Annotated in this window: 13 protein-coding genes and 1 pseudogene; 5 read left to right on the top strand and 9 right to left on the bottom strand. The window is 60.5% G+C overall.

What is annotated here, in order from left to right; genetic code table 11:
* Positions 1 to 5: 5 nt before the first annotated feature.
* The 5 genes from tnpC to istA all read right to left on the bottom strand — a co-directional run bounded on the left by tnpC (position 6) and on the right by istA (position 5,167).
* Complete coding sequence (gene tnpC / locus U5A82_RS15950) at positions 6 to 1,670, bottom strand: IS66 family transposase (RefSeq protein WP_093020948.1); 1,665 nt, start codon at positions 1,668 to 1,670, stop codon at positions 6 to 8.
* Positions 1,671 to 1,741: 71 nt separating this feature from the next.
* Complete coding sequence (gene tnpB, locus U5A82_RS15945; protein ID WP_019052498.1) at positions 1,742 to 2,083, bottom strand: IS66 family insertion sequence element accessory protein TnpB; 342 nt, start codon at positions 2,081 to 2,083, stop codon at positions 1,742 to 1,744.
* A complete protein-coding gene (gene tnpA, locus U5A82_RS15940) occupies positions 2,080 to 2,427 on the bottom strand; it encodes an IS66-like element accessory protein TnpA (RefSeq protein ID WP_062788688.1) in 348 nt (115 codons plus the stop codon). Before tnpA ends, tnpB begins: the two co-directional genes overlap by 4 nt.
* Positions 2,428 to 2,821: 394 nt before the next feature.
* Entirely contained in the window at positions 2,822 to 3,571 is a 750-nt protein-coding gene (gene istB / locus U5A82_RS15935; protein WP_442802142.1) for an IS21-like element helper ATPase IstB, read from the bottom strand.
* A 42-nt stretch (positions 3,572 to 3,613) separates the two neighbouring features.
* Positions 3,614 to 5,167 (bottom strand): IS21 family transposase, encoded by a 1,554-nt coding sequence (gene istA / locus U5A82_RS15930; RefSeq protein WP_326287824.1) that lies wholly within the window; start codon positions 5,165 to 5,167, stop codon positions 3,614 to 3,616.
* Positions 5,168 to 5,572: 405 nt separating this feature from the next.
* Between istA and U5A82_RS15925 the strand changes: the two are divergent.
* Positions 5,573 to 6,220: pseudogene (locus tag U5A82_RS15925) on the top strand (integrase core domain-containing protein); the annotation flags it as partial.
* A gap of 61 nt (positions 6,221 to 6,281) precedes the next feature.
* Here U5A82_RS15925 and U5A82_RS15920 read toward each other — a convergent pair.
* From U5A82_RS15920 to U5A82_RS15905, 4 genes are all read right to left on the bottom strand, one after another.
* Positions 6,282 to 7,043 (bottom strand): SDR family NAD(P)-dependent oxidoreductase, encoded by a 762-nt coding sequence (locus U5A82_RS15920; RefSeq protein WP_326291814.1) that lies wholly within the window; start codon positions 7,041 to 7,043, stop codon positions 6,282 to 6,284.
* A 775-nt stretch (positions 7,044 to 7,818) separates the two neighbouring features.
* Positions 7,819 to 8,667, bottom strand: a complete 849-nt coding sequence (locus U5A82_RS15915; RefSeq protein ID WP_326291813.1) for a helix-turn-helix transcriptional regulator — start codon at positions 8,665 to 8,667, stop codon at positions 7,819 to 7,821.
* A 124-nt stretch (positions 8,668 to 8,791) separates the two neighbouring features.
* On the bottom strand, positions 8,792 to 9,181 hold the full coding sequence (locus tag U5A82_RS15910; protein WP_326291811.1) for an acyl-CoA thioesterase domain-containing protein: 390 nt from the start codon (positions 9,179 to 9,181) through the stop codon (positions 8,792 to 8,794).
* Positions 9,178 to 9,645 (bottom strand): PaaI family thioesterase, encoded by a 468-nt coding sequence (locus U5A82_RS15905; protein WP_326291810.1) that lies wholly within the window; start codon positions 9,643 to 9,645, stop codon positions 9,178 to 9,180. The genes U5A82_RS15910 and U5A82_RS15905 overlap by 4 nt, the downstream gene beginning before the upstream one ends.
* A gap of 176 nt (positions 9,646 to 9,821) precedes the next feature.
* Between U5A82_RS15905 and U5A82_RS15900 the strand changes: the two genes are divergently transcribed.
* From U5A82_RS15900 to leuD, 4 genes are read left to right on the top strand one after another with little or no spacing between them, the layout of a single operon-like run.
* The gene (locus U5A82_RS15900) at positions 9,822 to 11,048 is read left to right on the top strand and encodes a CaiB/BaiF CoA transferase family protein (RefSeq protein WP_326291809.1); all 1,227 of its coding nucleotides are present in this window, start codon (positions 9,822 to 9,824) and stop codon (positions 11,046 to 11,048) included.
* The gene (locus U5A82_RS15895; protein WP_326291808.1) at positions 11,045 to 11,965 is read left to right on the top strand and encodes a hydroxymethylglutaryl-CoA lyase; all 921 of its coding nucleotides are present in this window, start codon (positions 11,045 to 11,047) and stop codon (positions 11,963 to 11,965) included. The genes U5A82_RS15900 and U5A82_RS15895 overlap by 4 nt, the downstream gene beginning before the upstream one ends.
* Before the next feature lies 1 nt (position 11,966).
* A complete protein-coding gene (gene leuC, locus U5A82_RS15890) occupies positions 11,967 to 13,379 on the top strand; it encodes a 3-isopropylmalate dehydratase large subunit (protein WP_326291806.1) in 1,413 nt (470 codons plus the stop codon).
* Positions 13,372 to 14,001 carry a 3-isopropylmalate dehydratase small subunit gene (gene leuD / locus U5A82_RS15885; RefSeq protein WP_326291805.1) on the top strand — a complete coding sequence of 210 codons (630 nt, stop codon included), beginning with the start codon at positions 13,372 to 13,374 and terminating at the stop codon, positions 13,999 to 14,001. The genes leuC and leuD overlap by 8 nt, the downstream gene beginning before the upstream one ends.
* Positions 14,002 to 14,541: the final 540 nt, after the last annotated feature.

The following is a 14,541-nucleotide window of genomic DNA, read 5'->3' as shown; positions in this document are numbered from 1 at the left end:
TGAGATCACGGCTCCAGCTTCAACGCTGTTGGTTTCCAATTCCATGGGAGCAGATCGCCAAGCCGATTAGCCGGATGACCGGCGATGCGGGCAAGGACGTCGGCGAGCCAAGCCTGGGGATCGAGGTCGTTGAGGCGACAGCTTTGAATGAGTGAAAACATGATGGCGGCGCGCTGACCGCCGCGATCGGAGCCGCAAAATAGCCATGCTTTCCGCCCGAGTGGCACACAGCGTAGCGCCCGTTCCGCTGCGTTGTTCGTGAGGCATACCCTGCCATCGACGAGGAAGCGGGTGAAGGAGTCCCAGCGCCGGAGCATATAGTTGATAGCCTTGGCGAGATCATGGTTACGCGACAGCTTGGCGAGTTGGGCGTTCAACCAGTCGTGCAGTTCGGCGATCAGTGGCGCGCTCAACTCCTGACGGGCGGCAAGCCGCTCCGCTGGTGTCTTGCCATTGATACCGCGCTCAACGTCGAATAGGGCGTCCAGCTTCTGCACCGCCTCCAGCGCAATCGGATAGATCGGGCCAGTCCGCTCGCCGCGGCTCTTCTTGCGCGCAGCGCCCTCGACGTCAGCAAGTTCGAAGAACTTCCTGCGCGCGTGAGCAAAGCATCCTGCCTCCAGGATGAGACCAGGCTGGCGGTTGGGAGCGTACAGCTCGAAATAGCCCGCATAGGCATCAGCCTGCAGAATCCCGGACCAGGACGCGAGGTGCGCCTGGGGATGTTCCCCGCGCCGGTCGCGCGAATAATAGAAAACCACCGCCGGCGGATCGGCGCCGCCGAACGGGCGGTCATCCCGGACATAATCCCATAATCTACCGGTATCGGTCTTGCCCTTGGCCATGACCGGCACGGTGGTATCGTCGCCATGCACGCGCTCGGCGGCAAAGACATGGGCCTCGATCAGCCGAAAGATGGGCATCAAGGCGAAGGACGCCGCACCAACCTGATCGGCAAGCGTGGAGACGCTCAGCGGCACGCCTTCGCGAGCGAAGCGCTCCGCCTGGCGGTTGAGCGGCTGGTGCTGCCCATACTTCTCGAACAGCAGCATGGCGAGGAAGCTTGGCCCTGCCCAGCCACGCGGCACGACATGGAATGGCGCGGGCGGCTGCGTGATCTTCTCGCAGTCACGGCAGGAGAACTTCTCGCGTACGGTCTGGATGACCTTCCAGGCACGCGGGATTACCTCCAGCGTCTCAGTTACATCCTCGCCCAGCTTCGACAGGCGCATGCCGCCGCAGGCCGGACAGGAACAGGGCGCCGGAACGACGACGCGGTCGCGGGGCAAATGGTCGGGGAACGGTTTTTTAACTGGCCTCTTGCGCTCAAAGGCGGTGACGTTCGTCGCCTTTGTCGCGGCGGTCTCGGCGGCCAGATCATCTTCGGCGGCGTCGGCCTCCAAATCTTCGAGCTCAAACTCCATCTGCGCAAGAAGCCGGCGGGTGCGTTCGGCGCTGGGGCCGTACTGCTCGCGCCTGAGTTTGGCGATCTGCAACTTGTAGTGTGAGATCAACGCCTCGGTGGCGCTCTCCCGGGCACGGGCATTGGCCAGTTCGGCTTCAGCGCTCGTGGCCCGCTGTTCGGCTTCATCGGCGCGCTGCGCACTGAGCCGTACCAACGCCTTGAGCGCTTCGATATCGTCAGGCAGGGGCGAAACGGCGGCGTCCACAACTTGGATGGAATCATAGAAAACCTCCCGGATGAAGCGGAAAATGCAGCCTCCGCCGAGAAAATCTGCGCCTATCCTGCGCTCTGTGGGCGCCAGCTATACTGCGGGTTCCGCCAGTCCACTCCGTCGAGCAGACAGGCCAGCTGTGAGCTCGTCAGCGACACCACGCCGTCCTTCGCGGCGGGCCAAATGAACTTCCCTCGTTCCAATCGCTTCGAATATAACGACATCCCGAGGCCGTCGTGCCAGATTATCTTCACAAGCGCCCCGCTGCGCCCGCGAAAGACCCAAAGATCGCCGGCAAATGGGTCTCGCGAGAAGCTCTGCTGCACCATTGCTGCCAAGCTCTGCATGCCGCGCCGCATATCTGTGTGGCCCATCGCAATCCACACCCGCGCGCCAGCTGGGATCATCGCAGGGCCTTGAGCGCTGCCGACACCAAGGCAGCTGGTGCCGACGCAGATATGCTCACGCGCCCTTTGCCACCCAGATCCACGATGATCACCGGCATTGCGGCCTGGTGCGCATTCTGCTGTTCGCCATCGTCAACCACCGCCTCGGCGAACTCCGTCAGGGCGGGCGGCTGCCGCAGCTTGTTGCGCCACGTGTAAATGCGCGCCGTGGAAATATCGTGCCGCCGCGCCACAGCCAAAACGCTGGCCCCAGGCGCAAAGGCTTCTGCCAAAATCTGGAGCCGTTCCTCGTCGCTCCAGCGCCGCCGCCGTTCCGGCCCGGTCATCACCGTGATCTGCCGCATCCACTGCTCCTAAGCGTGCTCTCGAGAGCGTTCTTAAGAGCAGGCCCCTACCTCAAGACAAGGCGCGTCTCGCCGGATGCATACCGTGATAGCATCCATGGTGAGTTCCTTTCCGTTGAAGGAACTCCACGGTCGCAGGGCGACATCGCCGCTCGCAAAGCCTGAACAATACTACGCTACGTCACCCCAAGCGACCCTCCCGCGGAGTGGGTTCGTGCTCTGGTTGCGACCTGCCGGTTAGCGGACAGACCGCATCTTGGGACGCGAAATTGGCGCCTCAGCGTCTCATAAGGTGCGTATTTCGCAAAAGCCGGACAGCTGCTTCGTTAAATCCCGGACAAGCGCTTCAGTAAATCCGGGACAGCTGGTGTAGGCAGTGGATGCCTGGTTGCTGTCATGGTTGAGTGATTTCGATATTTGCGTCCTGGGTCAAGCCATGCGGAGCTTTTTGTCGCCGCATGCTGTCACCTTTTAGCGTGATGCGATGGGCATTGTGGACGATGCGGTCGAGGATAGCATCGGCGATCGTGGGCTCGCCGATCATTTCGTGCCAGGCCGCCACCGGGAGCTGGGCGGTGATGAGTGTGGATCTACGGCGATACCGTTCCTCGAAGATTTCGAGTAGATCAAGGCGTTGCTGATCGTTGAGGCTATGGGTACCCCAGTCGTCCAGAATGAGCAGCTGAACGCGGGCAAGCTTGTCAACGACGCGTGGGAAGCGACCGTCGAGGCGCGCAAGAGCAAGATCCTCGAAGAGTCGCGGCATGCGCAGATATAAGACGGAGTGATCCTGGCGCGCTGCCTGTCGCCCGACCGCACATCCCAGCCACGTTTTTCCCGTGCCGGTTTGGCCGGTGATAATGAGATTCTCATTTGCCTTGAGCCAGGCGCCCTGTGCGAGAGAGAGGATATTGCGGCGATCCAGTCCGCGGTGCGCCCCGAAGTCGATATTTTCGACACAGGCGTCGACAAAGCGCAGTTTCGCGCTGGCAAGACGATTGGTCAGCCGTCGATCGGCGCGAGTGGCGATCTCGCGGTCAAGCATGAGCCCGAGCCATTCGTCTCGGGTCAGATCGCCAGCGGTGTCCTGCTCGGCAATGTCGCGCCATGCGGCCGCCATGCCTGCTAGCCCCAGGCTATGCATTTGATCAAGGGTAGGATGCGTCAGCACAAGATCGTCCTTTCTTCATTGATAATAGGACCCACCACGGATGTTGCCGTGCGCCGGTGTCGGTTTGAGTGGCCCCGTTGCCGGCTGGATCTTGTCGAGCCCGGCCTTGAGGATGGCGTTGACGGATGAGTAGGTGACAGCGCCGATCACCAGCGCCCGATCGCAGGCGGCTTCAAGCCGATTGCGTTCGTAGCGCCGGGCCAACGAGAGGATGCCCATGGCGGAGCGATAGCCCTGCTCGGGATGCGGCTTGTCGACCATCAGCCTTTCCACGAACGTCGCTGTGTTAGGACCCGTTTTCCTGGCGCGCTCGATCAGGCTCGCTGGCGATATATTCGCGTAGCGCTGATGCGCTTTGGGCATGTGCTCATTCACGGTAACGTGCCCACGGCGCTGCGATGTCCGCATATGGCTGGCGACCCGCGCATGATCGTAGAAGATCTCGACTACTCGATGCGTCAGGCGGATATCGACCTGCCGACCGATCAGTCCGTGCGGCACGGAGTAAAAGGTCTTGTCGACCTCGACATGATAATCAGGATGGACCTTGGCGCGTTTCCACTCGGCATATTCGAACACCGACGTAGGTAACGCTGCCAATGCCGTCCGTTCGATCTCGTCAAAGATTGCGCGACGGGATTTGCCGACATGGCGCATGGGCCGATCATTGAGATCAACCAGCAAGTCTGCGATCGCGGCATTGAGATCCGCCAGACTGAAGAAGCGCCGATTGCGCAGCCGCGCCAGGATCCAGCGCTCCACGATCAACACTGCGCCCTCGACCTTTCCTTTGTCGCGCGGCCGCCGGCTCCGGGTAGGCAGGATCGTCGTATCGTAATGCTCGGCCATCGCCGCAAAGGTCGCGCTGAGCGTGGGCTCGAACCATAGCGCTTTGGCAACGCCCGCTTTCAGATTGTCGCACACGATCGCGCGCGGAACGCCGCCAACAAAGGCCAATGCCCGGCACTGCGCGTCGATCCAGTCCGGCAACTGCTGGCTCAAGCTAGCCATTGCGAAGGTGAAGGATGAAGCACCCAGCACCGCTACGAAGATCTGTGCCTGGGTGATGACGCCGGTCACAGGATCGATCAGCGGCACAGTCTGCCCAGCATAATCGGTTTGCAGGACAGCTCCAGCCTCATGCCGATTGCGAAAGCTGACATGGGTCCGCCGCTGGAAGGACAGGAACCGATCGCAAAACCAAGTATAGCCATAGCCGTTGGGATGGGCAGCCCGATATTCCTGCCACAGCAAAACCAGCGTCACGCCCTTGCGCTTGATCTCCCGCGCAACCACTGGCCAGTCCGGCTCGCCCAGATCCTGAGGAGGGCGGCCGACACGGCGGAACACCAACCGTTCGATCGCTGTGTCATCGTCGTAGCCGGCCGGCAACGGCCAGCCTGTCAGCCCAGCCTCGCGCGCCCGCAGTAAATAGGTCGACACCGTCGTCTTGCTAAGCTTCAGCCGCTCTGACACGGCCCGTACCGACAAACCCTGATCGTAGGTCAGCCGGAGGATCGATCGCATGTCCTTCACGTCGGTTCGTCTCGTCTGCTTCCGCCTTGGCATCACCCCTCCCATCGCAACGATGAGGAGCAACAATGCCAGAGCGGCGCATCACAAAACCTAACCTTGATCCTGTCCCAAACCCTGTCCGGGATTTAGCGGAATCACTGTCCCGTATTTACCGAAATGCCTGTCCGCGATTTAGTGAAATAACTGTCCGGGATTTTCCGAAACACGCATCATAAGGGTCGGCAGCACCTTTGCGCAGCCCCGTTGTTTAGCGCCAGGTATACCGACAGCTGACGCGACACGGTCGACGAATATGAAGCGGGCCTGATTGTGGACGATAGCAACAGCGCGTAATTCTGTGCCGTTCGCCACCTGAGCGTGATCTGCCCCCGCTGAGTGGTCCAGAGACTATGATAGTCTGGACCATGAAAGGGACATTGAATGCCGAGCAAGAAGCACAAGTCGGAAGAGATCATCGGCAAGCGTGAAGGACTGAAAGTCCCGCAGCGCCAGCCAAAGCGCGGGCGTCTATGGCTCAATGACGGATCGTGCATCCGGCTGCGGCCCGAGTATCCGGGGCACGTGTGGGCCTACGACTTCGTCGAGGGGCGCACGCATGACGGCCGCAAGTTCCGCATCCTGACGATCATCGACGATGCCAGCAGGGAATGTCTGGCGCTCATCGTCGCACGGCAGCTCAAACACGAGGATGTTCTGGCGGCCCTGGCCGACCTATTCATCTCGCGTGGGCCGCCGGCGCATATACGACCCGATAATGGTAGCGAGTTTATCGCGACCGCCGTCCAGAAGTGGTTGGGACAGGTCGGCGTGAAGACCCTCCACATCGCGCCGGGATCACCGTGGGAAAATGGCTATAACGAAAGCTTCAACGGGTCGCTTCGCGACGAACTGCTCAATGGCGAGATATCTTCTACAGCCTCGCCGAGACGAGGGTGCTTTATCAAGGCATTATAACACCGTCCGGCCCCATAGCAGCCTGGGCTACCGGCCGCCGGCACCGGAAACCGCGACACCGCCATATCCGGCCTCCGGTTCCGCTTCGCTCCACCTCCGTCGGATATGGCGGCGATGAGCTTAATGCACTAACAAACCAATCGGTCCACTCGGTGAGGGCAGATCAATAATGCTCGTGGTCGTATTAAATGCTTTATAGTATAAGGCCGCCGTCTACGCTAAGCACCGCGCCGGTGACATAGCGGGCGGCATCGCTGAGCAGCCAATGCACCGCCTCCGCTACTTCATCGGCCTCGCCAATACGGCCGAGTGGTAGGGTCCTCTTCTCAAAGATGTTGCGCTCGCCGCTGGCTTTGCCCTGCTGGACGACCCGGCGATATGCCGGAGTGTCCGTTAACCCAGGGGCTACCGCGTTGACCCGGATCCCCGCAGGGCCCAAATCAGCCGCCGCATTTTTCATCAACCCAATCAGCGCGAACTTCGATACGCTGTAAACGCCGAGTTGTGGCGATGCACGCAGCCCCGCGGCCGATGCCGTGAACACGATCGAGCCCCGACCCTGCGCCAGCATAGTGGGTAGCACCGCCTGCATCGTGATCATCGCACCGCGGACATTCACCCCCATCACAAGATCAAAATCCCCTGGATCGGCGAAGCGTGTAGGGCCCCCGGCACCGTTGATGGCGGCGTTTGCATGAAGCGCATCGATCGCACCAAAGCGGTCTATTGTCTCGTCGGCCATTCTTTGCATATCTGCTGCGCTGGAAACGTCGGCTACGATGGTGTGTACGAGATCCTGCGGCAAATCGCGTGCTGCTTGTTGGAGCGCCTCGGGATTGCGATCGACCAGGCTAACGTAATAGCCGTGCGTAACCAACTGACGAACAGTCGCTGCGCCAATTCCTTGTGCGGCGCCGGTGACAATCGCGACAAATCTGGGGCTTTTACTCGGCATTTCTTAATCCACCTCCCCGTTTTATCTATAACCGCCTTGCTGCGCGCAGTGTTCTTATTCGATCCCACATGTTCGTTCTTGCCACTGACGAGCAGCCACGAGAACCTAGTCTAGCAGAGGCATTCAACCGGCGAGTCAGCGCAGACGCATGTATGCGCATTAGCACTAGTCCCAACCGCGCAGGGCACCTCCTTTGGTCGGACCCATGAACCCAAATGCTTGCCAAGCGCAGTCCCTTGTGACTGGGACTAAGTCTCTCTCCCGACATGCCGTGCGCTCACCGGTGTGCGCGATGGAAATACCCAGCCGCCGTTGCAAACCGGTTGCTCCGGCCACTCGCGCGGCCACGTGACCAAGTTGAGCCTGCGCGCCAGCCGGATGGGGAAAAGCAAGCCTGCCGGCCGAAGGTCGGTATGGTAGCTATCAGGGGCACGTGGCTTAGCAATCGGGTTGAAACGCCTGATCTCGGGATCATGGCGACCAGTAATATGGTCGAAGAAACGTTCCGCCCTAGTCATGGGGGCGAGTGGTGACTGATCCAAGCAAAGATGACAATATTCGATCGCGAGCACCCGACGGACCTCGCGCGAATTCGAATATCAATGAAGTAAATCAGGTCATAAATGAGACGATGGCACGATCCGATAGGCCCAAAAGAGATTGGTACGCATGGCCCTGTTCCGCCGTTTCTGCATATCAGACCGACGTGTCAGAACAACCATGCACCTTCTTTTTGGTTGCATGGACGTCTTACCCATTTTCGAAACTGAACGCTTCAGCCGCGTAATTTGGCTTGCATAGCGAATGGTAAGTCGCGCGGCATCGATTCCGCTTCGCTCCATAGCCCGACATACCACATGAGCAGCTCCCGCTGGGTTGCGATGCCGAGTCGATGATAGACGCGTTTGCGATACGTCATGACTGTTTCTTCGCCGACTCCGAGCTCGAGCGCGATTCCGATGGTCGAAACCCCAAGGAGGATACGGGAGCATACCTGGGCTTCGCGGCGGGGCAGGGCCTCTGGCGCGAGAGCGATGCACTGTTCGATTTCCTGTAGCGAGCTAAGAGCATGGACAAGGCGTTGCCGCTGCCATGTGGCGCTGACATGCTTTCCGACGATCGAGAGAAGCGGAGACGCAAGAGCCTCCAGGTGCGAAATATCCTCCTCTCCAAAACTATCACCGCCCGCCTTCCGCAAGATGCTGAGCGCGATATGCCCGATGGTCGATCGGCCGCAGACCAGCACTCGATGACCGACATGGGGGTAGATGAAGTTGCGAAGCTCCTGATTTTCCAGTGCCTGAACATCAAGGCTGATGAGCGAAGGATGGACATGATTATAAGTGAAGCGCGCGGCGGTCATCGACGGATCCGAGCGCCAGAGCTCTGATTCGATATAGCTGTTCGCGAACTGACGAGCGGTATCACTGCCATCGAGGCTGGCTGCCGCAAGTCCGACGGGCTCGGTGCCTTCGAGCCGGAATATGGCGCAATATTCCGCGCCGCAAATTTCATTCAGAAAAAGCAATAGTTGCGATGCGAAGCAATCGTCACCAATAGAGTCGATCAGCGAATGGAGGCTCAGCTGCCCGGTTGAAAGGGGAAGGTCTTGCTCGACGGGCATGTGTCGCTCTCCATGGATGAGTCAGGCGGCTTCTAATGGCCGATCCGGGTCCATGGTATCTCAGTGTCGACATAGACACAATCTCTCTACGGACCACGTCGTCGCTCTTACCCGCTTTCGTTGCTTAGCCTCTCGCACGCAGGGAGAAAACCAAGCGCGCGACCGCTATGGGGCGCTGCGGGTCATCCTGCCAGGCAGTGGCCTCGACATGCACGATATGGGCGCCCCGCCGCACTATCTCGGCATTCGCTTGCGTTTTGACCAGACGTCCCTTGCGCATGTAATCGACGTTGATAGACACCGGCTGCACCTCAAGTTGCGTAGTACCAAGCGATTGTTCCACAGCGGTGCCAGCTGCTGCCTCGAGCAACCCGGCCAGCGCGCCGCCGTGCAACATATCCGAGTCTCCAGCAACCCGCGGACCGGGTGGCATGGTGCAGAGCGGAAGTCCGCTCATGGCGTCTTGTTCAACGCGCACGCCCAGAGAGTTGGCGTAAGGGCGGACGATCATCATGCTTCAACCACGCGGAAGAAGCTTGCGTTGACATTGGCGACAGGGTCATTTTCGTCGCCATCGTGCGCAATACCTCGTGCAAACGCAATTCGCGAGGTTATCCGTACGCATTCCGCTTTACCCACGAGGCGATGCCCCGGACGCGCGGGGCGCAGATGATCGACCCTGAGGCTAAGTATCACACTCGGCTCCGAATTGCTGAGTGCTGACGACACGGCACGGCTGCAGGCGCCTTCCATCAAGCTAAGAATTGGCGCCGACGCAGGAACCTGGGAGAATTGCTGAGCCATCAGGTCATCGCGCCAGTCGAGGCCAAACTCGGCTACACCGGTCTCTTCCGATAGCAGGACTATGCCGAGAAAGCGGTCATGGCCGGTGTTCGTTTGGGGAAATTCCTCTACCATATCTTCGCCTAAATCTTGAAACGTCTCATCACGTTCATCGAACCGGATGTCCGACAACATGCTGGTAGCCGACCTTCGTTGAAACGGCCAACGGACGTCATGCCGTAATCCGAACGCCTCAGCAAACTCGTATGCCAACGTTGCACGCATCCCGGTTGTAACCGGTGATGGGGACCACGCGCAGCAAGGTTCCGTCGTAAGGCAACTCCGGCACAAGTCAAAATGACGGGACGAAGATGGCGGATACGAAATTGCCCGGAGCGACCCTGCACGGACTGCGAGTTCTTGAAATCGGGCATTTCGTTGCGGCGCCTTTCTGCACCAGATTGTTAGGCGACCTTGGCGCGGATATCATCAAGGTAGAGCCGCTGGCTGGCGATCCTGTCCGTCAGTGGGGCGAGCAGATCGACGGTCATTCATTATGGTGGTCTGTACACGGTCGAAATAAGCGTAGTATCGCGGTCAACCTGAAGGCGCCCGAAGCGCGCGAGATCATCCTGAAGATCGTCGCCGACTGCGACGTGCTCGTGGAGAATTTTCGTCCCGGGCAACTGGATCGAATGGGGCTCGACGCCAAATGTTTGAAATCAGCCCGGCCCGGCCTGATCATTGCCCGGATTTCAGGATATGGCCAATCCGGCCCATATAAAGACCGAGCTGCCTTTGGCGTGATCGGGGAGGCAATCGGGGGGCTGCGGTATTTGACGAACCACCCGCCAGGCACCTTCGGCCTGCCGCCTGTGCGGGTCGGAATTAGCATCGGCGATTCTATCGCCGGCCTGTACGCAGCATTCGGCATTATGAGCGCACTTTGGCAACGTGATCGCAGCGGGGGCGATGGCGAATCCCGTATCCTCGACGTCGCCTTGACCGAAAGCGTCTTCAGCATGATGGAGGCGATGCTTCCAGAATATGGCCGGCTGGGGAAGATCAAGGAGCCGACCGGAGGAGGTATCGCGACCGCCGCTCCAAGCAATGCCTATCCGGCACAGGACGGCGGTTTTGTTCTGATCGCAGCCAATTCCGAACCGCTGTTCGCGCGGCTGATGGAGTTGATCGGACGTCCAGAGCTGGTCAGTGATGCGCGATTCGTCGGTAATCTTGCGCGCGTGGCACACGCCGTGGAGTTGGATGCGCTGATCTCTGATTGGACCCGCAATTATACTGCGGAAGCTCTGGAAGGGCTCCTGACAGCATCCGATATTCCAAATTCCCGCGCCTATACCGCCGCGGACGCCGCCAATGACGTCCAATATCTGGCGCGGGGCATGGTGCGTGAAATCGACGATCCATTGCTCGGCCCGGTCTTGCACAGCGGCATCGTGCCGCATGTGGAGGAAAGCCCGGGCGAGGTCCGCTGGGCGGGACCAGCAGTCGGACAGCACACCGAACTGGTGCTGCGCGAGGCAGGCTATGAGGCTGCCGATATTTCCGAATTCAAACGTAAGGGTGTCGTCATATGACAGGCGTGAAGGCAGTGACGATCGTCGACGTCGGGCCACGTGATGGCTTTCAACCGATCGGGCCGTTCATTCCGACCGATCAGAAGCTGACGACCATTCGGCAGCTCCACGCGGCCGGACTGCGGCGGATCGAAGCTACCGCCTTCGTCAGCGATGTCGCTGTCCCGCAACTCGCGGACGCGGCGACCATAGTCCAGGCCACCCAGGATCTCGACGGGCTGGAGGTGCAGGTACTCGTCCCAAATTTGCGTCACACGGAACGGGCCCTGGCGGCCGGCGCGACCAGGCTGGCATTCGTGCTCTCCGTTTCGGAGAAGCACAATATGAACAACGTTCGCCGTACGCCGCTGGACTCGGTCGCGGAATATGCGCGGATTTGCGCCATGTTGCCAGAGGGCGTGGCAATGCGGATCAATCTGGCGACGGCGTTCGACTGCCCGTTCGATGGGCCTGTCGATCCAGCGGAAGCGCTGGACATCATCGCGCGCGTGGCGGCGATAAAGCCGGACGCGGAGCTCTGCCTATGTGACACAACCGGGCGCGTCACGCCGGACCGGGTCGCCGCGTTGTTGGGAACGGCGCGAAGCCGGCACCCCGAAGTCGCGCAATGGGCGTTTCACGGGCATGACACCTATGGTCTTGGCGTCGCAAACGTCATTGCGGCCACCACCGCCGGCTTGACCGTCATTGACGCCTCCGTCGCTGGCCTTGGCGGCTGCCCGTTTGCCCCCGGAGCGACCGGCAACGTTGCCACCGAAGACGTGGTGTGGACTCTCGAACGGATGGGCATTTCAACGGGGATCGACCTGATGGCCCTGATCGCCGTGGCTGGAGAGGCCGCAAAACTTCCCGGAGCAACCGCTGGCGGGCGCGTGCGCGATGCCCTGGTTGCCACATTATGTCGGCAGGAGGCTTAAGGTGACAGCCGTGCCCCGCACCATTTTTCAGAAGATTTGGGACGCCCATGTCGTAGCACCGGCGGATGGCGGCAATGTCATTCTTTATATCGATCGTCACCTCGTCAATGAGGTAACAAGTCCCCAGGCGTTCGAGGGGCTGCGCCTCGCTGGGCGCACCGTCCGGCGCTCACAGGCGACGATCGCGGTGGCCGATCACAATGTCCCGACGTCAGAGCGGGACCAGCCGATTGCCGATGAGGGTAGCCGCATCCAGGTAGCGACGCTCGAACGCAACGTCGCCGATTTTGGTGTTCCTTATGTGCCGCTCTTGAGTCGCGGTCAGGGTATCGTCCACGTCATCGGCCCGGAATTGGGCCTGACTTTGCCAGGCCTGACGATCGTATGCGGCGACAGCCACACGTCGACCCACGGGGCTTTCGGCGCCCTCGCATTCGGCATCGGAACATCCGAAGTAGAGCATGTCCTTGCCACCCAGACGCTTCTGCAGGCGCCGGCGAAAAACATGCTGGTCAATGTGGAAGGCACGCTATCGCCCGGCGTTACGGCGAAGGATCTCATCCTGGCCATCATCGGCCGGATCGGGACGGCGGGAGCAACGGGGCACGTAATAGAATATGCGGGACCGGCGATCAGCGGACTGGACATGGCGGGCCGCATGACGGTCTGCAACATGTCCATCGAGGCGGGCGCACGCGCCGGTCTGATTGCCCCCGACGAGACGACCTTCGCCTATCTCGAGGGCCTGCCCTACGTCCCCAGAGGTGACGCATTCACACGGGCCAAAGCACAATGGCGAGCGTTGCGCAGTGATCCCGGTGCAGATTACGACAGCGTCATAACGATCGATGCGTCCGCCGTAGCGCCGATGGTAACGTGGGGCACAAGCCCAGAAGCGGTCTGCACGATCGACGATGTCGTGCCTAGCCTGGATGGTCTTCGGGATGAGGAAGTCGCCCAGAGGCGCCAGATGCTGGACTATATGGGTTTGGTCGCGGGGACGCCTGTCGCTGACATTCCGATCGATGTCGTGTTTATCGGCAGTTGTACGAATAGCCGTATCGAGGATTTGCGAGCCGCTGCAAAAATTGCCGAAGGGCGAAAGGTCGCAGAAGGCGTTCGCGCGCTGGTCGTCCCCGGATCCGGGCGCATCCGGGCCCAGGCTGAGCGGGAAGGGTTGGACCAGATCTTCGTCTCTGCCGGTTTTGAATGGCGCGAGGCGGGCTGTTCCATGTGTCTCGGCATGAATCCCGACCGGCTTCGACCGGGCGAGCGTTGCGCCTCGACGTCCAACAGGAATTTCGAGGGGCGCCAGGGGCCCGGCGGGCGCACCCACCTGATGTCCCCGGCCATGGCCGCGGCTGCGGCCGTCTGCGGCAAGATCACGGATGTCCGGAGGCTCGCCGATGCGTAAGTTCACCACTCTTCGGGGTATAGCTGCCGCCCTGCCGCTGGCGAATGTCGACACCGACAAAATCCTTCCAGGCAGCTTTCTCAAGACCATCAGCCGCGAGGGCTTGGGACGCCACCTCTTCCACGCCATGCGCTTCGACGTCGATGGCGCAGAGCGGCCCGACTTCGTACTCAATGGATCGCCATGGCGGAACGCCAGCCTTCTGATCACGCTGGACAATTTCGGCTGCGGATCCAGCCGTGAACATGCGCCATGGGCGCTGGCGGATTTTGGGATCCGCTGCATCATCGCCCCAAGCTTCGCGGACATTTTTTACAATAATTGTTTCAAGAACGGTATTTTGCCGATCATTCTGGATAGAACGCAGGTGGATATGCTCCTTGCGCTAGCGAGCGACCCCAGGACGGCCACGATGAGCGTGGACTTGCCTGCGCAGCAATTGCTTCCTGAGAATAGTGCGCCGATCGAATTTGCCATCAGCCCCGGGCGCAAGGAAACACTCCTGCTAGGTCTGGACGAGATCGGCGCTACCCTGGCACTTGCTGACCAAATCGATCGCTGGGAGACGGGAATGGCGATCATTTCGCCGCCCATTGCTGCGGACGCACGCCTGATCGACTGATACGCGGCAAGACAGGGTTGCCTGGCGGCGGCGCGCCCTGTCGCTGCCACGCAACCGTTCCTAAGGTTATCCAGACAGAGGCGAGTTCGCGTCCTCCCTGTCTCGCTGACTTCGGTTGGTGAGTTATCTGCCCTGCGTTTGCGATCCCTGGTTCCAGGGGACCGGCAGTGCTCGACGCCCCGGCGTGGCTGGCAGCTTTTGGGCGCGTAAGCACTGGCGTCAGGATCGAGTGCAATTGCGGAATTGGAAAACTTAAGATCGCCGTAGGCTGACATTCGCGTTCAGTCCCCCGGAAATCCGGCTTGCCCGCAGAGTGCCAGCCTCTGACGTGCGACGATCCGGTTCCAGCCCTTCAAAAAGGCTGCCACAAGACGCGGGTTGATGCGGGCAAGCGCGCCAAGTTGATATGCGCATTTTTCCAACCCTACCATATTCGGGTCCGTGGCCGGGTTCGCCCGGTCACCTGTCCCGACGCAAGGGGACTGCCCCGCATACCATAATCTGAGATTGTGCCCGCAAGATCAGTCCGGATCGCCGGAT

The sequence above is a fragment of the Sphingobium sp. CR2-8 genome (assembly GCF_035818615.1).
Lineage (GTDB): Bacteria > Pseudomonadota > Alphaproteobacteria > Sphingomonadales > Sphingomonadaceae > Sphingobium.
The sequence above is the reverse complement of the archived record's forward strand: the minus strand, read 5'-3'. Positions and strand labels throughout refer to the sequence as shown.

Coding starts and splice junctions, on each gene's coding strand:
- U5A82_RS15910 (WP_326291811.1), bottom strand. CDS start 9,181: ATGATGATCGTCCGCCCTTACGCCAACTCTCTGGGCGTGCGCGTTGAA.
- istB (WP_442802142.1), bottom strand. CDS start 3,571: ATGCATAGCCTGGGGCTAGCAGGCATGGCGGCCGCATGGCGCGACATT.
- istA (WP_326287824.1), bottom strand. CDS start 5,167: ATGCCAAGGCGGAAGCAGACGAGACGAACCGACGTGAAGGACATGCGA.
- U5A82_RS15920 (WP_326291814.1), bottom strand. CDS start 7,043: ATGCCGAGTAAAAGCCCCAGATTTGTCGCGATTGTCACCGGCGCCGCA.
- U5A82_RS15895 (WP_326291808.1), top strand. CDS start 11,045: ATGACAGGCGTGAAGGCAGTGACGATCGTCGACGTCGGGCCACGTGAT.
- leuD (WP_326291805.1), top strand. CDS start 13,372: ATGCGTAAGTTCACCACTCTTCGGGGTATAGCTGCCGCCCTGCCGCTG.
- tnpB (WP_019052498.1), bottom strand. CDS start 2,083: ATGATCCCAGCTGGCGCGCGGGTGTGGATTGCGATGGGCCACACAGAT.
- U5A82_RS15915 (WP_326291813.1), bottom strand. CDS start 8,667: ATGCCCGTCGAGCAAGACCTTCCCCTTTCAACCGGGCAGCTGAGCCTC.
- U5A82_RS15905 (WP_326291810.1), bottom strand. CDS start 9,645: ATGTTGTCGGACATCCGGTTCGATGAACGTGATGAGACGTTTCAAGAT.
- U5A82_RS15900 (WP_326291809.1), top strand. CDS start 9,822: ATGGCGGATACGAAATTGCCCGGAGCGACCCTGCACGGACTGCGAGTT.
- tnpA (WP_062788688.1), bottom strand. CDS start 2,427: ATGCGGCAGATCACGGTGATGACCGGGCCGGAACGGCGGCGGCGCTGG.